Here is a 22,076-nt window from a genome sequence, read left to right as displayed (position 1 = left end):
CCAAGTGTCCTGAGTTACAGGGACAACTCCAGCACGTAGGAGCTATGTTTGCGCATTGATGTCAACATCCCGAGTCTCTTTCATGAAAAGCAAGCCTATAAAGAAAGAGCTGATTCCAACAATGATCGGATATCGCAAGCCCGAATAGATATCACCGTTCGATGCAACGATGGCGAACGCGGTCGCCGGTAAAAATCCGCCGAACCATCCCATGCCGATGTGGTAGGGAAGCGACATGGCAGAATAGCGAATGCGGGTTGGGAACATCTCCACCAACGTTGCTGCTACAGGGGCGTAGGCCATCGCGCCGAGGCCCATCAAGATCGAGAGTAGCAGAATCGCCATCACGACATTGATCTGAGCAGGGTTGGCACGACTCGGATATCCGGCCGCATGGAGACGCGCATGAAGTGCCTGATGAAATGTGGCTCCCTTCGCCTTGGCGTCCGGAAGGGTGCCTTCATACGATTCGATCACCGCATCGCCGACCGTTATCCGCGCCGTCGAACCGGCTGGCAAGGTGACGTTTTTATAACTGATGCCGGCCTGTGACAGTGCGTTTTTCGCGATATCGCATGAGCTCGTGAACTTCGCTGTCCCGGTCGGGTTAAATTGCGTTGAGCATTCGGCTGTGTCGGCGTATACGGTTACCGGGGACCTCACGAGGGCAGCTTCCAGCGACGGATTGATGTAATGTGTTGTTGCCTTGAACAAGGGTATTAGCAGGACTGCGCCAAGCAGGCATCCCGCTAGGATTACTGGCTTCCTACCGATACGGTCGGACAGCTTACCAAAGGCGACATACAGAGGTGCGCTTACGACCAGCGCGCCACCGAAGAGCATGTTCGCCATTGCTCCGTCAACCTTGAGTGTCTGGGTAACGAAGAAGAAGGCATAGAACAGGCTTGTGAACCAAATCATCGCAACCCCGCTCAACATGCCGAAGAGAGAGACCAGCACAATCCGGAGGTTGGCCCGATTTCCGAATGCCTCGTGCAAGGGCATCTTGGAGCGAATCCCTTTGTGCTTCATTAACGCGAAGGCCGGCGACTCCTCCAGACGCAGTCTCATCCATACCGAGAACACAAGGAGAACGATCGAGGCGACAAATGGAATTCGCCATCCCCAGTCACTGAAGACTTGATCGCCAACTGCCCACCGCACAAAAAGTATGCCGAGAGCGCACAGGAGGAAACCAAGCCCAGCGCCCATCTGCATCCACGACGTCCATGCGCCGCGACGGTCCGGGGGAGCGTGTTCTGCAACGTAGGTGGCAGCCCCGCCGTACTCGCCGCCTAGCGCTAGCCCCTGCAACAACCGCATTGCGATGAAGATGAGTGGTGATGCAATGCCGATCGTTGGATAACCCGGGAGAATGCCGATTATGAAGGTAGCCAGTCCCATAACGACAATTGTCATGAGAAATGTGCCTTTTCGTCCGAATACGTCGCCAAGATGACCGAATAATAGCGCCCCAAAAGGACGTGCCACGAATCCTGCAGCAAAGCTCAGCAACGTAAAAAAGAACGCGGCAGTCGAATTGACACCGGCGAAGACACTTTTACTCAGAAAGGCGGCTAGCGTGGCAGCCAGAAAGAAGTCGTATGCCTCGAATATGGTTCCGAGTGTCGACGCCAAGATGATCCGTGAGCAAAATCGATCGGATCGAGTAGATGAAGCGTGTTCAAGGGTTGTTGCCATCGCGTGTCTCCTGGGGGTTGTCCGGCGCGTCGATGATGCAGCGTTTGCGACGGCTTTTTGGCTGCTGCCGGCCACGTCTTCACAATATCGGCGTGGCTTACAAAGCGGTTCGACGGATTATAGGAATGCCCTCGCATCGGAACCGTCCCCCCGGCGGGGGACAAACGGAAACCGGCCGAAGCGCCGGATCTACCTACCCGGAGATCCCTCACCTTCGGTGTCGCCAAGTGCCACAAGTGAGCCAGTAGCCCTGTTGAAAAAGATTTTCTGTGCTTTTTCGTATTCGACAATTGGGATACTGCGTATTGAAGTCGAGGACTGCGACACGATTAAAAGTTGGGTAATCAATACGCCGATCAGATGCTTGCACGTGTCAGGTCACTAGGCCGCGGAGGCGTCCCCTTTGGGGGGACTGCTGGGGTGTTCGCTTCCTCCTAAAGTAGACACATGAACCAAGCCTACGACATTCAGACCGAGTGGGTGCACCTGCAGTACGAGGAGCGCACCGTCTTCACCGAAACCTATGGATTCTCGGGTAACCAGGGGGCAGTAAATCTGGAGGGAATCCGTTTCCGTCCGCAAGGTCACCCCTCGGACACACTAATGGTGTTCATGCATCCGGCTTCGACGCTGCAGCTTTTGCCGGTTCCTCGTGCGATGGCCGCAACGGGCGCGCACGTGCTGTGCGCGGGCAGCCGCTACCAGCGCAATGACACGGCCCTCATCATGGAAAAGGTGCTGTTGGACCTCGGCGCGTACATCCGGCATGCCAAGGTGGTCTGGGGCTATAAGTATGTGGTGCTGGTCGGTTGGAGCGGAGGGGGGGCGCTGGCGGTGAGTTACCAGGCCGAAGCCGAAAACCCCGGCATCACGCACACGCCTGCGGGCGATCCCGTGGATGTGAAAGGTGCCGGGCTGATTCCGGCGGATGCGGTCATCTACCAGGCGGCACACCTGTCGCGAGCGCACCTGCTGGCGGAAGCCATCGATCCTTCGGTGCATGACGAGGCGAACCCGGATGACCGCGAGATTGAACTCGATATCTACGATCCGCGTAATCCCAACCAGCCGCCGTACTCGCAGGAGTACGTCGCACGCTACCGTGGCGCGCAGCTCGCGCGCATGCGGCGCATCACATCCTGGGCCAAGACCAAGCTGCAGGAACTGAAGGAGCGCGGCACGGGGGAGCTGGAGCGGCCGTTCATCGTGCATCGCACCCTGGCTGATCCGCGGTTCCTCGATTCGTCGCTCGATCCAAACGACCGCAAGCCGGGGTGGTGCTACATGGGCAATCCGGAGACGGTGAATACTGGTCCGGTGGGGCTCGCGCGCTTTACGACCTTGCGCTCATGGCTGTCGCAATGGTCGCTCGACGACTCCTGCGGCAATGGACTGGAGAATGCCAGGCGAATGCACGCGCCGCTCCTGGTGATCGAGAACAGTGCCGATGATGCGGTACCCCAGACGCACCCGAAGATGCTGTTTGAAGCCGCCGCGTCATCCGACAAGACGTTCCGGATCATCAAGGGCGCGACACATTACTACGCGGGCCAGCCGGAACTGCTGAAGGAAGCGACGACCTTGATCCGCGGCTGGCTCGTCGAGCGAAAGTTGCTGGAGGCCTGAGCGCTCAGGCCGGTTGGTGTGGGCTGCACAGTAGACTTAATTGCAACGTACTCGCGGTCGCTACGGATTTAAGGGTACTGTGATCTCTCTCTGGTCCGTGCACCGTCGTCGGGTTTGGTAGCGGCGTATTAGCTTCGTAACGCCTGCAGTGGCGTACCTGCGAAGGACGTGCGAGACGAAGGACGGCTGCACTCATTCAATGACATCCATCAATAGGAGGTTCTGACATGGCGGATATGACTGGCGTACTTCCCAAGCCACCCGGTTCATCACTTAGAATGTCAAAGCTTCCCAACCCCGGCCTGACGCCGATGATGCTCAATCATGCTGCGTGGGTCACGCCAGATGCCGCGGCAACAGCAGAATTCTACACGCGAATCATGGGGATGGACTTGGTCAGCACCGTGATCGAGGATACGAGTCCGTCTACCGGTTTGAAAATCCCATATTTTCACCTTTTCTTCCGGATGGCGGACGGCTCGACCCTGGCGTTCTTCGAAGCGCCCGGCGTCCCGCCGCCAGCGAAATCTTCCCATGTCGCCTACGATGTTTTCACCCACGTAGCGCTACAGGCTTCGGATCGCAATGAAGTCATGAGATGGTACGACTGGCTGAAGTCTAACGGCTTGGAGGTGCAGGGCCCCACAGACCACAAGGGTATGATCCTCAGTATCTACTTTACCGACCCAGCGGGTCTTCGTCTGGAAATCACTACGCCGCTTGACGAGAACTGGAACCGACATGACGCCAAGGCAAAGGCCGATCTCGACCTGTGGGTTGAAACGAAAAACAAAGCTTTGCAGGAGGGCCGCGACGTCGTGGCAGCGCTAACTGACCTTTGTATTGAAGTGCGAAAGCGCTATGAGCGTGTGGATGTTGGTCAATAGTGCCAAGACAAAGGAGTGGGTCGATGACTTTTCGAACATTGATTTGTTGTCTGGTCGATCGGCCGTAAACGTAACGTGGACCTCGGGTCACGCGAGGGCTCCGTCGGTGCAGTCTCGCGCGAAGTCGCGTGGCGATTGTCGAGCTCAACCGACGGAATCTGTTGACGGTCGCCGGTCTGAGGGCCGACCTGAAGATGCAGACGAGCGGCCTGCTGGAGGCGGGCGCTGAACACTGCAACGAGCTGTGCACGGCCTCCGTTCGGCGAGAATCGGTGATCGTTTCATCGCGACCGAGCCGATCTCTCACGGCTGCTGGGAAATTCGGCTCATAGTCAGCTCGCTAGAGCAGTGTGCTTCGGGCGACAGCCTCGTCACCTGCTCGTTCATGGCTCGATCCTCTCGAGAATGTGAGCCTCAAAAACGGGGCGGATCAGGCGCCCTCAAAAATGTAGAGGTGCGACTGCGCCGACTTGAACCTATATCCAATGATGGCTTGATAGCGTTCAGAGTGATAGAACTCCTCTGCGCGTTGAAGAGAATCGAATTCCAGAAGCACGACGCGTTTCACGTCCCTGCCACCTTCCTTGATGACCGGGGTGTCGCTCCCGGCCAGAAAGGTCGCGCCATATTGTTCCAAGACGGGATGCACCCGCGACATATACTCGTTGTAGAAATGCGCAGAATCAAACACGTCTAGTTCTGCGAACAGGTAACCTTTCTTCGTCGTCATTAGACACTCCTTCTATCCTAAAAAAATTATTCGCTAAAGCTGACCGAAACCTCGCCGAGCGAGCCGAAATCAGCGAACACGCGGTCTCCGGCATTCACTTCGAGAGGAATGAGGCATGCGCCTGTGGTAACAACCTGATCACGGTGCAATGTGATGCCAAGTGAGGATAGTTCATTGACCAGCCAGACGAGCGCAATCAGTGGATTGCCGAGCACAGAAGCTCCGCTGCCTTCACGAGCATAGCTGCGTTCCAGTCCGAAAACGTTACCGTGAACTGGGTGCTTCGAAAGGTCCGTCGTGCGCCAACTGTGCGGTGCCGCCGCACCGAGAACGAACTCATGCGCGCAAGCGTTATCGGCAATGATTTGCGCCTCGCCGGCCAATGTGAAATCGGCAAAGCGTGAGTCGGGAACTTCGATTGCAGGATGCAGGTCCGCGATCGCCGCCATCACTTCGGCGAGCGAATACGCGATCCGCCTTGGAAAGATGTCGAGAGCCATGCGGAAGGCAAATTCAGGCTCGGCCACAGCCATACGATTCTGTGCGAGCGACAGCTGTGATCCTGAAAGGTGCACACGCTCGCGCAGGAGGCGGCCTGCGATCGGACCATCCACATTAATGTGGCGTTGGCCCGCATGACTCGTGGCGGCGATCTTCCAGCCAAAGAGAGGGGCTGGGGAACGGGCCGCGATGACCGACTGCACATGATACCCCTCAGCACGCGTGAGGGGTCGGCATTCCTCAGGCAAGGATTCAATAACCGTTCCCTGCTGCCATGCGCCCCATAGGACATCTCCCGCTCGGGCAAGCGACTGTGTGCGATCCATCAAAGCGCCAGCACCAGCTTGCCAAAGTGCTCGCTGCGTCGCAACGTATCGAGGGCCCTTGCAGCGTCGTCGAAGGCAAAGCGGTGCGCAATCGGAACTCGTGGACCGCCATCGGCAAGCATTTGGCCAAGGTCCGCCAGCATCCGGGAGTTGATAGACCGTACTTGCTCCACGCTGCGCGTGCGAAACGTCACACCAATGTACTCAAGGCGGCGAAGTGCATGCAAGTTGAAGTCGAATGCTGCTGTCGCACCGCCCAGTCGGCCGACGTTGACAAGGCGCGCTTCGAGTGCGGCCGCGGCCATGCACTGGTTGAAGGCTGATCCGGACACGTTGTCAATGACGATGTCCGCGCCCTTGCCGTTCGTAGCATCGAGTACCTTCCGCGACCAGGCCTCCTGGCTGCTATCGATGGCGACATCGCAGTCGAAGTCCTTCAGATTGCCACGCCGCTCCGGATGACCGGAAGTTCCAAGAACAGGTCCGGCGCCAAGCATTTTGGCGATCTGCATTCCGATCAGACCCATCACCGAAGCAGCGCCTTGCATGAGGACGGCCTCACCAGGACGAAGCCTTCCGCGCGTCACTAGAGCGTCGTGCATCGTCTGGAGCCCGAGCATAGACGATGCTGCTGCAGCCCAATCCACGTCTTGCTTGGGTATCGGCACGGCACGGCCATAGTCGGTGACCACGTACTCGGCGTAAGCGGCTGGGCCGGTACCCATCACCCGATCGCCAACGCGGAACCCTTGGCATTTAGCACCCACTTCGACGACCTCACCAGACCACTCCATGCCGATGATTTGGTCATTCGGGTTGCCAAGCGTGTATAGGTCAATGCGATTTACGCCGATGGCACGCGAGCGAACGAGAATCTCGGTCGGAGTTGGATTGGGACGGGGTCTATCCACTAGCTTGGGCCCCTCTGAGGTTGCAATGATGGCTTTCATTGGCGTGTCCGAAATCGTTGAAAATGGGAACGGATTTTCGCGGCATCAATGGTTCAGGTGCCGATCCGATTAAAGTGTCTCGGTCGGTGCGTCATCACCGGGGAAAAACCTTTTGCTCCCGCGCGTATCGTTGCCGACGAGGGTGGCGGAAACGGCCTTCGGCCGTGTTCCTCCCGGCGAGGAAAGAAGCCTCTCTCCGATTCGATCGCTTCTTGGTTAGTCATTATCCATAGAGCAGCATGCGGTGTCGGTCCCCCGTGTGGGGGACTGACGTCGCATGCCCGATCATCGAGCGGTGCATGGTCCAAGCCTTTGGCGCGAGAAGGATTGTCCTTGTCAGGCACCAGATGTACTTGGGCAGTGTGCAGGCAATGGACGAGACGTTGACCATTTCCCGCTGCGACGATTCGTTGGTGGCGACGTTGATGCGGGTTGAAAACTCTCGCGGCAAACGCAGCCCCGTAGAACTCCTCGTCTTAAGAGCATCGCCTTTAGCCGCCATCGCAAGTTCCGTGAGCCTAAGTCAGTCGGCCCGTGCATGGCGTTGGGGATACGGAATCTACCGAGCCACATGTCTCGGCTGGTGCCGCGGCCCGGTCCCGCGACGGCATGGGCGTAGAAGGTTGGCCGACGAAGAGTGGCCGCTGCTACGTCGACGGACACAAAGGGCCTCGGGCGCCTGTCTCGATCGAGGCCAAGGGTACAAGCGTAGGTATTGCCCCGTGTCCACTTCAAGGGGACGTGACGCATGTCCGAGTGCGGGAGTAAGGTTGGCCCATCGGATTCGAACAGGGAGCGCAAGCATGCCTCGCTACACCGTCTCGCAATGCACAACGCTGCATCCGAATGCCAAGGCTCTGGGCAGCTTCGAGGCGTTCATTTCATGAAGCGTCGAACCTTTGGAGCCGCCCTGTCGGTGAAGATTTTCGCCTTCGAAGAGATTTCATCCAACAAGCAGCAGTTCCACGACTACTTAATTCGAAGATGCCTACGTCCATCGGACGTCATGGAGATGCAAGAATTGACGCCGCCGGCTGGCGAACAGAACGCGATTTGCGGTGGGCAGGCGGCGAGCAGAAGCAATTGCCATCGGTCGCTCCATAGTCCGAAAAGATCGATCGCAAACGAGATGTATGATCCGGCGAACCCTTGGCAGTACCGCATTCAGCCGATGCTCAGTGCTGGCACGCGGTCGCTTCTCGAATCTGACAGCGCTACACTTGGCGGCTTTGTCCGAATATGGGCATTTGCCCAGAGAGCAGTTGCGCGCGGAGGGCGATGCAGGCGGTCTGGCCGGCCTTTTTCCCCGGGTGCTCTTCGAGTGGCCTTATGCGATTGCGCGATATCTTCTGGCGTGAACGAAATCCATCCCAGCGGGCAAACCCCGCATCATTTCACCAATCGCAATTTCGAATACCGCGTGGCGCTAGCGGCTGGATGCTTCCGATGGGCCTCCTTGATGGCGCCAGTCGATGTCTCAAGGCGAGAGAATGGGGTGGTTCAACATCACTACCGGTATAGTGGCGCCACTGCTGCGATGGCGGTCGACGCCGACATCGTAGCGTCCGCTGCAGTTCTCCCCGAGTATCACTCTCCGGCCACTCCGGCAAAGCTGCCGTCTGAGTTGCCCCAGCCCTATGGTTCCTCGTGTGGCCGGGACATTTTCTTCTATCCACAACCGCATTGGCCCATCTTCCCCATTCCCGGCCGAAGCTTTCGTCGAGCTCGAATCACGGATATACCGGTTGCGCATGGTCCGCGAGCCAGCGGCGTGACAGGAAATCGATTGATCCTCGCCCCGTTAGTCCAGTCGATTGTCGACAGTTCGTCAGGGCCGCTCGTTTGGTTGCGAAGTCGACGCAGACCTACCAAAGATTATCTGATTCGAGATATCGAATAGGTTTCACGTTCACTATTCGAGCGCTACATGAGATTGTGAATATCTTCACCATTTTATGCATCCATGGTTTTGATAGGACCGGTGCGGCGAAAATTGTATTCCAGCCCAATACGACGTCGTCCTGATCTGTGTATGTGGAATGAGTCAGACAAACAACGAGGTGGCAAGCAATTTTCTGCATTTCAATCTTATATTGCGGATAAAGATCCACGAGAAGTAACACGTGTGTCGACTAAAAGGAGACGGAGATGAATGTAAAAGGAGATATGAAAAATGTCGGAGCCTCCCGGTGGACGCGTATTGGACTTTTGCTGTTCATTACCTATCTGATTGCCTACGCAGATAGGTCGAACATTGGGGTGGCGGCGCCACAAATGGCACATGATTTGAGCTTGGGTAGTACGGTCACGGGCGCCTTGTTATCCGCGTTTTTCTTGGGATATGTAGTCACCCAAATCCCCGGCGGCTGGCTCGCCAATAGATTCGGTCCAACGAAAGTGATTGCCGGCGCTATGGTGGTAACCGGAATAACTGCATGTCTAACGGGAGTAGTGCACGATTTGCGAGCTCTTATCGCTGTGCGTGTAGTAATGGGATTGGCTGAAGCCGCGATTTGGCCGGCGTTCTCCATCATGTTCGTACACTGGTATCCTGCGCGCGAACGTGCGCGCGGCATCTCCTTCGCGCAATATTCACTACCGCTCTCGTCGGTGATTATGGCGCCTCTGGCCGGCTGGATGATCGACGCGTTTCATTGGAGAGTAATGTTCATTCTGCAGGGCATCCCTGCGATCGTCGTCGGGTTGCTCGTCGTGGTGCTCCTTTCTGATGACCCGGTAAAGGATCGCTGGCTCGGCACAGCTGAACGAGACTACATCTTGAAAAATCGAGTGCGGGGAGTGGGTGCAGACGGTTCATTTTGTGATGTCCTCAAGCGGCCCACCGTTTGGCTGCTTTCGATTGTGGTGTTTTGCTGGATGATGGTGGTGTTCAGCTTCATGATGTGGATGCCAACCTTGATCAGAGAGCATTTCACCTCATCCGGCTTTGGTGTGGTCGGCTGGTTGACGGCACTTCCACCTCTGTTGGGCGCCGTCTCGATGTTCGTCAACTCCTGGTTGTCGGACCAGCCGTCAAACAGGTCGCGTGGCTGGTTCGTGGCAGTGCCGCTTGCCGCCGCAGGAATCGCCTTGATCGCGCAACACTATGTGAACAACTCCCTGATCTTGACAATATGCATGTTCTGTATCGCAGGAGCGGGATTGTACTCGGCAAATGGAACGTGGTGGGCGTGGGTGTTGAGCAATGTGCCGCGCAATCAGGTTGCTCCTTCAGTGGCGCTCATTAGCATGTTCGCAAGTTTCGGTGGTATGGTCGGACCATTCGCTGTCGGTTATTTCGCGCAAAACGGTAATCTGTCACATCATTTCTATATCCTTGGTTACGCGCTTTTCGTTGCGGTAGCGACGATCGGTGGCGTTATACTTACGCCGAGTCATCCACAGTATAGAAGTGCAGTGGAGGACTTCCCAGTACATTGAGCTGAGTCTTGACGTTGCGCAGATGGTTTCACCGTTGACAACCTTCACCCGCCGACTGCCGCATGAGATCTGTACGAGTAGTTGGTTGTCAGCGTCAAACCGTGCCCCGGGTCGGCTTAGTCGACCCGGGTATGAGTCGAAAAGCATGGACAGCTTAAAGCCGAAATGAAAATATGCATTTCAATAGCTGCGAGTATAATCGCAGAGGAACGTCCGAGATGATCAAGCCAGGATATTTATGATTCTCTAGCGGTTGGCCGTGTAGTCAGCCGGTATATACGTATAGGAGCTACCGTTGAATTTGACATGGCCAATGCCAGGAAAAGGAAGATGTGCGGCTGCTATCCAGTAACCTAGTGCGGCGGCTTCATGGAAAAAAGCCGTCCGTGAGGTGCGTCCCTCACATTGGTCAAAGTCGGAATCCATCGAATATTCGGGGTGAGCAAGCTGAAGCTGTGGTACATGCAGGAGGTCACCCCAAAGCATCAGTTTTTGATTTTTACTTTCGATCAGGTAGGCTGTATGGCCAGGTGAATGACCAGGTGCTGGAACTGCGCGAATTCCGGGCATGATCTCGTGCGATCCGACAAATGGTTTGATCTGACCGGTCGCCCTATACGCAGAAAATACCGTCCTAGCGGCCGAGAAATTTATCCGGTGAAGCCCGGTGGCCGCTGACTCGTTGGAAGTGTTCAAAAAGTAATCGAGATCTGCCTTAGCTACATGGACTTTAGCGTTTGGGAACTTCCGCGCTCCATCGATGATGAGACCGCCGAAATGATCGCCGTGGACATGGGTGAGTAAAACCATATCGATCTGTTCCGGCCGGTATCCCGCAGCACTCAGATTTTCGTGCAAGTGGCCCAGCGTCGGTCCATACAGCGTTCCCGCGCCGGCATCCACGATGATTAGCTTCGAACCCGCGTTGATAAGGAAGGCATTGACCGACATCTCCATCGGCAGTTTTGAAAAAACCGCCTCGAACGCTGCAGCGACTTCTCCCGGCTTGGGGCCGCAGAGATGCTGATCAACCGGCATATCGAGTGTGCCGTCGCTTAGTGCCGTGATCTCGAATTCACCCAGCCTCCAGCGGTAAAAGCCCGGCGCCTGGCCGTGCACGTCCAGCGCAGCGAAAACGAAACGTCTTTTGAGCCTTGTCGATATGTCTGCACCGAACGCCAGTAGGATCCGTCGGAGCAGGGAGGCGAGCTTTTTCATGTTTATATTCAGTTCGTTTCGACAAAAAGCGATCGGACCAAGGGAGCAAAACGTCGAACCATCAGTCCGGCGCAGGCGGTCGTCTGTCAGGAACTCTCCGCTCCCGAGTGAGAACGTCAAGTATCAGGCGAGTGTGAAAAATCGTGACGTCGGCCGCGTGCGACCCAGCCGCGTCACATTATCGTGTCGATGACGCCTCCATCAACGCGTACGGCCGCGCCCGTTGTGGCCGTTGCCTGCGGCGACGCAAGATACACGATCATGTTGGCTACTTCGTTGATGGTCGTTGCACGTTGAATGATCGAACTCGACCTATGCTTCTTAACGAAGTCCTTAGCTAGGTCCTCAATAGACCGCTCACTGTTTCCACGTTGACGTTCCAGCATCGACGTCACGCTTTCGGATAGCGTAGGGCCGGGAAGCACGGAATTCACGGTGACGCCAGTGCCAGCCATGCGTTTAGCGAGACCGCGAGCCAACGCGACGTCAGCCGTCTTGCTGACGCCGTAATGGATCATCTCCACGGGTATGTTGAAGGCAGATTCGGAGCCGAGAAAGATGAATCGGCCCCAGCCTTTCTCCTTCATTCCCGGAAGGTATGAACGGGCGAGCCGCACGCCGGCCATGACATTGACATTCCAATGCCTTGCCCAGGTCTCATCGTCGGTAACGAAGAAGTCGGACTGCTCGATGATGCCGAGATTGCTGACCACGATGTCTGCGGCAGGTACCGCGTCGACCAGTGTCTGGTGTCCTTCGATCGTGCCGAGCTCGGCGACGACACCGCGCACGGCCCCGCGGAGCTTGGTGACGGCGGCATCTACTTCGTCCTGGATACGGCCGTTTAAGACTACCGTTGCACCAGCGGCTGCCAATCCCTGAACGACACCGAAGCCGATGCCTGCAGTCGAACCAGTGACGAGGGCAATTTTTCCGGATAAGTTGATGATCATGACGCGCGTGTCTCGTCTAAGAAAGATTTTGCTGAACGGTGGCAGCTGATCGATGGGCGGCTTGCGTCAGTCTGACTTGATGAGGTCTGCCCCTTTTTCTCCAATCATCAGCACCGCTGGATTGATATTCCCCGATGTGATTGCTGGCATCGCCGATGCGTCGACCACGCGCAAACCATCGACTCCGCGCACTCGCAGCTTCTCGTCCAGCACAGCCATATCGTCGTTGCCCATCCGTGCCGTACCGGCATAATGAAAGCTCGTGTTGGCGTTCTCGCGAATAAAGGCAAGCAACCCCTCGTCGCTGGTCCCTAATGGGCCCGGCGCGAGTTCCTCAACGACATATTGGTTGAGCGGTGCAGTTTCACTGAGCCGCTTCGCCAGACGCATACCACGCATCAATGTGTCGACATCGTTCGACATCGATAGATGGTTGAATACGATCGATGGCGCTACTTTCGGGTCCGGAGACGTCAGCCGGACAAAGCCGCGGCTTCTGGGACGTGATGGGAACATTGCGATGCGGAATCCGGATTTCCTATCGAGACCCCAGCCGGTTTTATCGGGCAGGAAGGGCAGGAAGTGGACCAGCAGATCCGCTTCGTTCAGGCCGTCATGTGATCGAACATAGGCGATAGCTGACGAAGGCCCAATGGTGAGTGCTCCATTGCGGGGGCCAATGTAGTAATTGATCCCCGCCATCAATCGAGACAGCCAGTTGTTGACGGTGCGATTGAACGTAAACGGGCTGTTCGTGACGAAGGTGCGACCGGTCTGCACATGATCCATGAGATTTTCGCCAACGCCCTTTAGGTCGTGGACCACTGGCACGCCGTGCGCCTGTAGTAAAGCGGCCGGCCCGATTCCTGACGTCTGCAACAAATGGGGTGTGTGTAGCGTCCCTGCGCTAAGAATGACCTCGCGGGCGGCCCGGACCTGATACGCTTGTCCGTCTCGTTCATACGTCACGCCCGTAGCGCGCCGTCCGTCGAGCACGATCTTAACGACCAGAGCCTCTGTCATGATGTGCAGATTGGAACGTTTGCGATTGGGTTTGATGTACGCTTCCGCGGTCGAGGACCGACTGCCATTGCGTGTATCCAAGGGCGAGTAACCAACGCCGTCCTGCTTTGGACCGTTGAAGTCGTCATTGCGCGGCAGTCCTGAGTTCACGCAAGCTGCGATGAAGGCGTCCGCTAACGGCGTTTTCCATCGTGCCGTTTCAACGCCTGTTGGACCATTATCGCCATGGTACTCGTCGGCGCCAAGCGTCCAGCTTTCCAGCTTCTTGAAGTACTGCAGGACCTCGATATAGCTCCACCCCTTGGCGCCCATTCGGGCCCAATGGTCGTAATCGAAAGGCAATCCGCGGGTGAACACCAATCCGTTCACAGAACTGGAACCGCCGACGACTTTGCCGTGTGGCAACGGAAATCTGCGGCCGTTCAATCCGGGCTCCGGCCACGTCTCGTAATTCCAAATGAAGCGAGCGTCATTCAGAATCTTTGCGAAACCGATCGGCACCTTGGACCAGTAACTCGTGTCCTCGGGGCCAGCTTCGAGCAGCAGCACTTTTGTCGCAGGATCCTCTGTCAACCGCGTCGCTACGATTGCGCCGGCAGATCCAGCGCCGACGACGATATAGTCGTAACAGGCGTTGCCCTCGCTCATGACCGTCTCCTCGCACGGTCGCGTCTGGCGACCGCTTCGTTCCGGTATTGCGATGGAACGAGACTCGCGTTGTGCATAACAATAGGAGCGCGATCGCATGCCGCGTACCCGACGATGAGAGCGAAGGGTTTGGTACGGGCTTGGGCTCGAGCGGATGCCGCAGCTATTTCAGCGTCACCGGTTACGGTCTGCCGCCGTGTGGCCTGCATGATGTCCTCCTGCCGTTACATGGATGCTTCAAGCATTCGGTAAATCGGCGAAAGCCTTTTTCTGTATGTCGGCGGTAAGCCATATACATATGGGATTTATTTTCATGTTCACCATCCCTCCAATTGCTACGCGAAATAAACTGAATCTGCGACGATGCAATTTGCGGAGCAAACCGAGGGCCGCTCGATTCGCTCTACTAGCATGATGTAATTTTCGGTTCCGCCCAGCAGCTTCGATGTGGAACCGATGACAGTGATGTGGATGGTAATCGCCACTATCCGATCATTTGAATCTTGGGACAGCGGGCGCTCTTCTCGACGCGCGCTTCGTTGTGTTACGCGTATGTTCGACGGGGCGCGATTTCCCGCTGTCGATATGGCAGACAAGGTCGGTCAAGTGATCCGGCGAATGCAGAGGTACTCAATAGTTTACCGTTACCATGTCACCAACAAGCGCTGCAAAGCACGGAACGAGGTGTTAGGGGTATATGGAAAAGACTGATCCGGGACTAACTCGAGCTGCGGGATGCGCGAAGCCACGCGCTGCAGCATGACCTCCAGCTCCATGCGTGCCAGCGGTGCGCCCAAGCAAAAGTGGGCGCCGACACCGAATGCGACGTGCTGCATCACGTTGCGCCGTCCGGGCGCGAAGGTGTCTGGCTCGGGGAACTGTTGAGGGTCGTTATTTGCGGCAGCGAATGATAAGAGAAGGCGGTCACCAGCCGGAATGGTCACGCCATCAAGTACGACATCTTCCTTGGCTTGTCGGCGCCACGCCTGAACTGGCGGATCCATTCGAAAAGATTCTTCGATGACTTGGGCGAGCGGCTGTTTGCCCTGGCAGATTGCTTGCCAAAGCTTGCGGTCTTCCAGGACGGCCTTGAACATATTGATCGCAGCACTGGAGGTCGTTTCGTGGCCCGCGAATAACAGATTGAAGGCTATTGCGCCGATCTCGTGCATCGTTGCCTTGTGATCGTCGCCATCTCTCGCGCGCAAAAGGTCGCTGAGGTAATCGTCCTGTGGGGCTAGCGCTTTACGTTGCACCAAGTCATGAGCGTACCGGTAGTAGGCCACGGCTCCATTGGAGAGCTCGACCTGTTCGGCTTCAGTGGGGCGGCCCCAAGTCAGTACCACGCGACTCGAAGCCCATTCCTTGACCCGCCCAACGTCATCAGCTGGCACTCCCAGCAATTGGAACAGCACCAGTGCGGGTACGTCCCAAGTGAGGCCTGCGACAAGATCGGCGGGGGCTGTGCCAGCCAGCAACCGGTCGATATATGCGTCGACGGTCCGTTCCGTGAAAGGCCGCAGTGCTTGCAGCCGCTCACGCGTAAGCGGCGCCCCAAAGAACGTCCGATAGTGGGCATGCGATGGCGGGTCATTGTTGACCAGCATGGGCGGAACGTCGAAGCCGGAATCGGCGATGATGTTCCGTGCATGCGGGCACAAAGGCGTCAGTGGATCGGAGGCGATCTTGGCGGAGAACCGCTCGGTGTCGCGCAGAACGGCTTTGACGGTCTCGAATCGCGTTACCACCCACGAACCGATCGCCGGTGAAAAGAACACAGCCTCACTTGCCCTTAGTTCGGCCAGCGTTGGATACGGATCGCTTACGTAGCGGGGATCAAATGGATCAAAACGCTCGCTGGCAGGCGTGATTGGTCCTTGCGCCTGCGAGGACGCTTCCGTGGAAAGTGGGCGCATGAGATTTCCTTGTCCGACTCCATGTCGGTATGGGAGACAGCGTAGCCCTTCTCAAGTAATTCAGTCAGTCCCCCTCGGGCGGGACGATAGCCTGTCACAGCCCCATTGAGAATCGCCAGAGTCGCATCCAATTTGTAAAGAGCATTTCTCGCGTCCTGGTGAGCCATGCATCGAATCGATTGAGTAGCGATCGTGCACACTCGTGGTTCGGGTGAGCAAAGCAGCGCCTCGATCGTGCGTTGACGCGCTGCTGATAAATGACTTGACCTTCGTGCCGAGTTGCGACCACTGCAGGGAGCCTGCCCTCTTGTTTGGAAACACTCGGCGCTTTGTTAGTTTCCGGTGCGATTGAAGACTCGCTCCTTAGTTGTGTGTAGTTGCCACGAGCTAGGGCTGCGTGCTATTTCGGGTCTTTAGTGCCGGACGCGATCGACAACTCTATTGCACCCGCATCGAACGGCAGCACAAGGCTTCCGCAGTGACGAGATCGGGTGGTTGCTGGTGCCCAGGGGTTCGTTAATCAACAGCGCGGGCGGCGAAGCACCAAATTTCATTTGTAATTCGCCAGACCTCTAGAGGCAGCTTGAAGTTGGTCAGACGCCCGTTTACCGCGTTTACCGCGTTTACCGACGTCGACAAGGAATGACGGAGTATCCCTGTCCCCCTGCAGTGGTACAGCAGGTGAGGCCCGCTTGGCCCAAGATGAAGGGGATGTTCGCCGAAAACAGTGTTCGTTAGGTGGGCTACTGCGAACCTCCACGTTTGATAGAACGTCAGATGAGTTTGAAATTGATTCATAAAAACACAACGGATAAATTTGGAGACAGAAATGAGGAAGAGATTTTTTTGCTTCGGATCCGCGATGGTGATATCGGCCAGTTCATTCGCGCAAAGTGGCATTACTTTGTATGGAATTATATCGAATGGATTTGAGTATGTGAGTAATGAGGCTGGAAGCAGAAATGTAAAGATGTTCAGCGGCGCCCTAAACGACAGTCGGTTTGGCTTTAGGGTCGTCGAAGATCTAGGTAGTGGGCTCTCCGCAGTAGCGACACTCGAAAATGGATTCGATGTGAACAACGGGAAGTTGAAGCAGGGGGGGCTCTTGTTCGGTAGGCAAGCTTGGATAGGGCTGAATTCCAAGCGATTCGGCATGCTCGCTTTCGGACGTCAGTATGATGTGAATTGGGATTTTCTCACCTCACTGGTTCCGGCAGTGGCAGGAATCGGGCTCGGGGTCAATGTTGGCGATAACGATAATACTTTCGGAACGTTCAGGTACAACAACTCGATCAAGTATGTTAGCCCAACGTCAAATGGATTCAAGATAGAAGGCATGTATGCGTTTAGTAACAAAGCAGGAGATTTTTCACAGAATCGAGCTCTGAGCGCTGGCGTGGGATACGAAAATGGCCCTCTAAAAATCGCTGCAACGTTCCTGAACATCGATAAACCAGGGGCCGCTAACGCGAACGGCGCAGTGACGGGGGACTATTCCTTAGCACCATTTCAGCTGTTTCATGTCAGTCCACTGAGCAATACGGTTGGCGTCGACAGGCAGAAAGTTTTTGGTGCTGGAGCGGCGTACGGCTTAGGTCAACTGACATTGAGCGTTATGGCGTCTGACGTTCGCTACCGGTATCTGGACAAAACTTCCCTCCACTTAGATAACTATGATGGCACGCTTAGTTACCTGATTTCCCCGTATTTGATGTTGTCGGGAGGCTACCTGTACACCTGTGGAAAATACGGAGGCGTATCCTCGAATGCCAGCGTTCATTGGAATACGGGTCAGCTTAGCATTTCGTATTTCTTGTCGAAACGAACAACTCTTTTCGCTTATGGTGACATGATTTTAGCAAGTGGCCCCCGTTCCGTGGCAGTGATCTTTGGAAATGCACCGTCTAGCAGCAGTTCGCAGGCGATCGTGCTCGCCGGCATTCGGCATACATTTTAAGGCGTATAGCCCGGCGTTGAGAACAAGCGTGATGCTCAATGCGTTGTGAAGGCAGCGTCGCGTCGAACGGATGGTAGCCTGATCGCCGAGCGAATGAGTTCGCTCGGCAGTCAAGTCCGGTTGACCTGCTCCCCGCGTTTAGTACGGTGACGGTGTAGAGTCCGTTCCAGAGAGGAACGGCAATGAAAAAGCGATTCACCGAAGAGCAAATCATCGGCATCTTGAAGGAAGCCGAGGCTGGCCTGAAGCCGGCGGAGCTGTGCCGCAAGTACGGCATCTCGGAAGCGACCTACTACATATATGGACTGCTCCCAATAGCAAACGGAAGTTGACGGACACGGAAGTCGATTGCGTACATATATCCGGCGTCAGGGCAGAGCCCAGCGCCCAACTGGAATTCCGCGCGTGCAGGCCTCAACAACTGGAAGGCCTCGGGGGCCGTTATAAAAGTCAGGTTCCCTGCTCGCCGGATCGACCGGAGTGCCATTCGTCAATTCGTCAACGCATCGTTGGTGACATTGCTACACTGCTTTCTGATACGACTGGCCGGTTGCGAGCATCGACCAGATGACACGGGCCATCGTGTTCGCGATCGCGACAATGGCTCGGTTGGCGCCTCGTCTGGCTTGCGGAGCAAGAGCCCAGGCGTGCTTCTTGTCATGCTTGGTGGGTGCGGTTCGGAGCACCGCGCGGGCACCGTGTATGAGCAAGGTACGTAGATGTCGGTCGCCTCGCTTGCTGATGCCGAGCAGGTGCGTTCGGTCTCCGCTGGAGCTCTGACGGGGAACAAGGCCGAGCCAGGCCGCAAAGTGACGGCCGTTTCGGAAGCTTTGGGATCCGATACAGCGGCAACAATGGCTGTCGCTGTCCTGGGACCGACTCCTTCAATCTGCGCAATACGCTGGCAGGTCTCACTCGCTTTGAACACCGCATCGATACGCCTGTCGAATCCGGCGATGCGTTTGTCGAGCTCGCGCAACTGATCCATCAGATCGGCCAGCATCTCACGCGCGAGCGGCGTCAAAGCGTTCGACGTGTCGGCGACGACGGCCGGAATCTCCCGACGCGCGCGCGTAATCGATTGCGCGAATACGATGCCGCGTTCGGTGAGAATGCCGCGCATCTGACTCACAAGTCCAGTTCGATTGCTTACGAGGCGACTACGAGCACGGTGAAGGCTTTGCACATCCTGCTGCTCAACTGACTTGATCGGCACAAAGCGCATTGATGGTCGTTGCAACGCCTCACAGATCTACGGTTTTTTTTGCGCGCGATTGCGCGTTCGATGCTGCGGGGGTGGACCGAGATGCCGAGCTCGGATTCCAGTTGCTCGGCTAGCGCCCGGGCGTGAATCGCGCCATCGCCTTCGAGATGTCGTTCGACGAACGCCATCGCCTCGAAATTGAGCTTGTGCGCTCCCTTGGGCCCACGCTGCTTCGGAACGAGTCCTGCCAAGCCATCGCGAGCAAACGCGGCCTCGGCCTGATAGAAGGTTGCCCGAGCACATGCCGGCGGCGCACCGTGCCCACATGGAATGGACGCCAGGCCGGTTGTTGAACTGGGGTGCCTCGGTCGGTCCCGGCGCCGAAGCGATCGTCAAACATCTGTTGACCAACCGGCCCCATCCCGAGATGGGGTACCGCGCCTGTCTCGGACTCCTGTCGCTCTCACGCAAGTACGGCAAGGAACGGCTGGAAGCCGCCTGTCAGCGGGCGCTCGTGATCGGATCACCGACCCGTCGCTCCGTGCTGTCGATCCTCGAATCCGGCCTGGACCGACAGCCGATGCTCCCGATTCCGTCCACCGAATGGCATTCGCCCGATCACGAGAACGTGCGCGGGCCCGGGTATTACCACTGACCCAAGGAGGTCGCGATGTTGATGCAGCAAACCTTAACCCAGCTCAAGTCCCTGAAGCTCGACGGCATGGCCCGCGCGTTCGAGGAACAAGCGGCGTTGACCGCCAGCACCAGCCTATCGTTCGAAGAGCGTTTCGGCATGGTCGTCGAACGCGAGCTCGCCTGGCGCGATACTCGGCGGCTCGAACGGCTGCTGAAGTCTGCGAAACTCAAGAATCCTCAGGCCTGCATCGAGGACATCGAATACCGGCAGAGTCGCGGCATCGACAAGAGCGTCGTCGCCGCACTTGCTGGCTGCGACTGGATCCGTAATGCACAAAACCTCATCCTGACGGGACCGACCGGAGCAGGCAAGACGTGGATTGCGTGCGCGTTCGGTCAGCAGGCCTGCCGACAAGGCTTCTCCGTGATGTACGTTCGCGTTGCCCGGCTGTTCGAGGAATTGAAGATCGCGCACGGCGACGGCAGCTTCACGCGGCGGCTCGCGCAGCTCGCCAAGATGGACGTCCTCCTGCTCGACGACTGGGGCCTGCAGGACCTCGATCAGGGTGCCCGAAACGATCTGCTCGAAGTGCTCGACGATCGCGTTGGCACGCGCTCCACGATCATTACCAGCCAACTGCCATTGGAACACTGGCACGCCTGGCTGCAGGACCCGACGCTCGCCGACGCGATCCTCGACCGGCTCGTCCATCAGGCCCACAAGCTACCGTTGAAGGGCGAATCGATGCGGAAGACCAACGCCAAGCAGTCCTCCGCATCCTGATCGTGATCACCTTCGCTATAATCCATTGACCGCGCAACACCACCTTCCAAACTGATCACGTTCGCCGAAACGGCTGATCACCATCACCGAAATCCGCAGACAAGCGCATCTGGCGCCTGTACAGCAAAGCGGGGCTGAGCGTGCGCAAGCGGCGACGCAAGCGTATTGCGGCTGTCGAGCGCACGCCGCTGCCGTTACCAACAGGCCCGAATCAGAGCTGGTCGATGGGCTTCGTTTCTGACGGGTTGGCCTATGGTCGGCGGTTTCGATGCCTGAACGTGGTCGACGACTAAGCGCGAAATTCGACGCACCTAGTGTTTCTGTCTGAGACGGGTCACGCTTGCGTCCGCAACCACAACTTGCGGACGCAACCATGACTGAAGATGACTTGGCTTTTTTGCCACTGAAGGTGACGCATATAGATCGGGGCGGCAGGCGGGTGTTTGACGCGCAGGATAAGCGACGGCTGATCGAGGCATGCCGGCAGCCGGGAGTATCGATATCCGGCATGCCCTGAAGGCCTGCGTAAACGCGAACCAATTGCGCAAGTGGATTTGCGGACCCACACAGGCGAACGGAGCTGCGCTCGCCGAGCCGTCGGCGTTCGTGCCGGTCGTTTCGGTTGACGCCATGGCACCAGTGTTAGCTCGTATGAGATAGCTTTCTTCGCCGCGGGCAATATTTAATGTACAGCGTCGGACGAGGGAATTTTACAACGATGGTCCCGCCAGCGGCTCCATTGGGCCAAGTACCACGTCAACAGTTCGCGCTCGCTCCCAATCGCGAGGCGCTGGTATGCTCGCTTACGATAAGTCTTCACGGTCTCTTCGCTTACCGCGAGGTCCAGCGCTATTCCTACTGAGGACAAGCCGTACAGGATGCGTGCGCTGACCTCGGCTTCACGCCGGGGTAGGGTGCCGGTGGAGGCAATGCAACTTTCGATTTCCTCGAGGGCTGTTAGCGCTTGCGCTACGTTTGGCACGGGCTGAAACATGCTGGCATGCTTACCCAGCACAGCTAGCAGGAGTTCGGCCCACTGAGCTACCTTTTCGATTACTTCGCTTGCGAACGCCGCATGCGGGTCCGCGCGCACGATGCTCAGGCCAAAATCAGCATTAGCGCAATGGCCGCAGAGCAGAAGACGATCACGGACGTCCCAATAGAGGCCGGAGCGCATCGCGGAATAATCATCGTCGGTCAAATCGATGTGAATAAGGCCCGGTCGCTGAGCACCAAGATGGCGTTGCGCCTCCGTCATTGCGGGGTCGCGCTTCCACCAGCCTTGGTTGATGTAGCGCTCGACACGGTCGCGTACCGTCCGCTCTGGCTCGACGCAGCAGGCCGCAACTTCGCGCAGTTCATTTTTGCCAAAACGGAACGCCGCGAAGTGATCCGCGCCACAAAGTTCGTTGAGTAAGCGAGCGAGGGCAGGGCCGAAGCCATCCTCACCGAGGGCATCGACCAGCGTGGCGAATGCCATGGCCTCCGGGGCAGTACGAGCGGCATTCTCGCGAACGGTCATGATCGTCATCGCTTGCCTCCTGGAATTCGCTCCTGTTACGCCGACGCTCGGTT

The 22,076-nt window shown here is 57.0% G+C and carries 16 protein-coding genes and 2 pseudogenes; 8 read left to right on the top strand and 10 right to left on the bottom strand.

Features of this window, described 5'->3' with window-relative positions:
- Nucleotides 1–42: 42 nt before the first annotated feature.
- Nucleotides 43–1,701, bottom strand: coding sequence for an MFS transporter (locus tag PL79_RS21630; protein WP_044847048.1), 1,659 nt, complete (start codon nucleotides 1,699–1,701; stop codon nucleotides 43–45).
- Between the two features lie 447 nt (nucleotides 1,702–2,148).
- Between PL79_RS21630 and PL79_RS21625 the strand changes: the two genes are divergently transcribed.
- Nucleotides 2,149–3,327: an alpha/beta hydrolase family protein gene (locus PL79_RS21625; RefSeq protein WP_044845153.1), complete on the top strand. Its 1,179-nt coding sequence runs from the start codon at nucleotides 2,149–2,151 to the stop codon at nucleotides 3,325–3,327.
- Between the two features lie 227 nt (nucleotides 3,328–3,554).
- Entirely contained in the window at nucleotides 3,555–4,214 is a 660-nt protein-coding gene (locus tag PL79_RS21620) for a VOC family protein (RefSeq protein WP_235879304.1), read from the top strand.
- 430 nt (nucleotides 4,215–4,644) lie between these two features.
- Here the strand turns inward: PL79_RS21620 and PL79_RS21615 are convergent, their stop codons facing one another.
- From PL79_RS21615 to PL79_RS21605, 3 genes are read right to left on the bottom strand one after another with little or no spacing between them, the layout of a single operon-like run.
- Nucleotides 4,645–4,944 (bottom strand): DUF1330 domain-containing protein, encoded by a 300-nt coding sequence (locus PL79_RS21615; protein ID WP_044845151.1) that lies wholly within the window; start codon nucleotides 4,942–4,944, stop codon nucleotides 4,645–4,647.
- A gap of 26 nt (nucleotides 4,945–4,970) precedes the next feature.
- Complete coding sequence (locus tag PL79_RS21610; RefSeq protein ID WP_135801113.1) at nucleotides 4,971–5,771, bottom strand: 2-keto-4-pentenoate hydratase; 801 nt, start codon at nucleotides 5,769–5,771, stop codon at nucleotides 4,971–4,973.
- Entirely contained in the window at nucleotides 5,771–6,721 is a 951-nt protein-coding gene (locus PL79_RS21605; protein ID WP_044845149.1) for a quinone oxidoreductase family protein, read from the bottom strand. Before PL79_RS21605 ends, PL79_RS21610 begins: the two co-directional genes overlap by 1 nt.
- 2,148 nt (nucleotides 6,722–8,869) lie before the next feature.
- Here PL79_RS21605 and PL79_RS21600 point away from each other — a divergent pair.
- Nucleotides 8,870–10,162: an MFS transporter gene (locus tag PL79_RS21600; protein ID WP_044845148.1), complete on the top strand. Its 1,293-nt coding sequence runs from the start codon at nucleotides 8,870–8,872 to the stop codon at nucleotides 10,160–10,162.
- 246 nt (nucleotides 10,163–10,408) lie between these two features.
- Here PL79_RS21600 and PL79_RS21595 read toward each other — a convergent pair whose 3' ends face one another.
- The 4 genes from PL79_RS21595 to PL79_RS21580 all read right to left on the bottom strand — a co-directional run bounded on the left by PL79_RS21595 (nucleotide 10,409) and on the right by PL79_RS21580 (nucleotide 15,920).
- Nucleotides 10,409–11,380 (bottom strand): MBL fold metallo-hydrolase, encoded by a 972-nt coding sequence (locus PL79_RS21595; protein ID WP_082088519.1) that lies wholly within the window; start codon nucleotides 11,378–11,380, stop codon nucleotides 10,409–10,411.
- 173 nt (nucleotides 11,381–11,553) lie between these two features.
- Nucleotides 11,554–12,333 carry an SDR family NAD(P)-dependent oxidoreductase gene (locus tag PL79_RS21590; protein WP_044845147.1) on the bottom strand — a complete coding sequence of 260 codons (780 nt, stop codon included), beginning with the start codon at nucleotides 12,331–12,333 and terminating at the stop codon, nucleotides 11,554–11,556.
- Between the two features lie 66 nt (nucleotides 12,334–12,399).
- Nucleotides 12,400–14,004, bottom strand: a complete 1,605-nt coding sequence (locus tag PL79_RS21585) for a GMC family oxidoreductase (RefSeq protein WP_044845146.1) — start codon at nucleotides 14,002–14,004, stop codon at nucleotides 12,400–12,402.
- Nucleotides 14,005–14,648: 644 nt separating this feature from the next.
- Complete coding sequence (locus tag PL79_RS21580) at nucleotides 14,649–15,920, bottom strand: cytochrome P450 (RefSeq protein WP_044845145.1); 1,272 nt, start codon at nucleotides 15,918–15,920, stop codon at nucleotides 14,649–14,651.
- 829 nt (nucleotides 15,921–16,749) lie between these two features.
- On the opposite strand from PL79_RS21580, the gene PL79_RS21575 reads away from it, so the two are divergent.
- Nucleotides 16,750–17,877 (top strand): porin, encoded by a 1,128-nt coding sequence (locus PL79_RS21575; RefSeq protein WP_235879303.1) that lies wholly within the window; start codon nucleotides 16,750–16,752, stop codon nucleotides 17,875–17,877.
- Nucleotides 17,878–18,059: 182 nt separating this feature from the next.
- Nucleotides 18,060–18,173: pseudogene (locus PL79_RS21570) on the top strand (transposase); the annotation flags it as partial.
- 194 nt (nucleotides 18,174–18,367) lie between these two features.
- Here PL79_RS21570 and PL79_RS37210 read toward each other — a convergent pair.
- Nucleotides 18,368–19,000, bottom strand: a complete 633-nt coding sequence (locus tag PL79_RS37210) for a hypothetical protein (RefSeq protein WP_442861565.1) — start codon at nucleotides 18,998–19,000, stop codon at nucleotides 18,368–18,370.
- A 370-nt stretch (nucleotides 19,001–19,370) separates the two neighbouring features.
- Here PL79_RS37210 and PL79_RS21555 point away from each other — a divergent pair.
- The 3 genes and pseudogenes from PL79_RS21555 to PL79_RS37050 form a co-directional block, all read left to right on the top strand.
- Nucleotides 19,371–19,736 (top strand): annotated as a pseudogene (locus tag PL79_RS21555) (IS21 family transposase); the annotation flags it as partial.
- 15 nt (nucleotides 19,737–19,751) lie between these two features.
- Nucleotides 19,752–20,501, top strand: coding sequence for an IS21-like element ISBmu3 family helper ATPase IstB (istB, locus tag PL79_RS21550; protein ID WP_006400877.1), 750 nt, complete (start codon nucleotides 19,752–19,754; stop codon nucleotides 20,499–20,501).
- A 373-nt stretch (nucleotides 20,502–20,874) separates the two neighbouring features.
- Nucleotides 20,875–21,018 (top strand): hypothetical protein, encoded by a 144-nt coding sequence (locus PL79_RS37050; protein WP_193759864.1) that lies wholly within the window; start codon nucleotides 20,875–20,877, stop codon nucleotides 21,016–21,018.
- Nucleotides 21,019–21,183: 165 nt separating this feature from the next.
- Here PL79_RS37050 and PL79_RS21540 read toward each other — a convergent pair whose 3' ends face one another.
- Nucleotides 21,184–22,032 (bottom strand): helix-turn-helix transcriptional regulator, encoded by an 849-nt coding sequence (locus PL79_RS21540; protein ID WP_082088518.1) that lies wholly within the window; start codon nucleotides 22,030–22,032, stop codon nucleotides 21,184–21,186.
- Nucleotides 22,033–22,076 lie beyond the last annotated feature (44 nt).

Source organism: Burkholderia sp. USMB20, from assembly GCF_000949135.2.
GTDB lineage: Bacteria > Pseudomonadota > Gammaproteobacteria > Burkholderiales > Burkholderiaceae > Burkholderia.
Note: the sequence above shows the minus strand (reverse complement) of the source record. Positions and strands in the feature narration are given on the sequence as shown.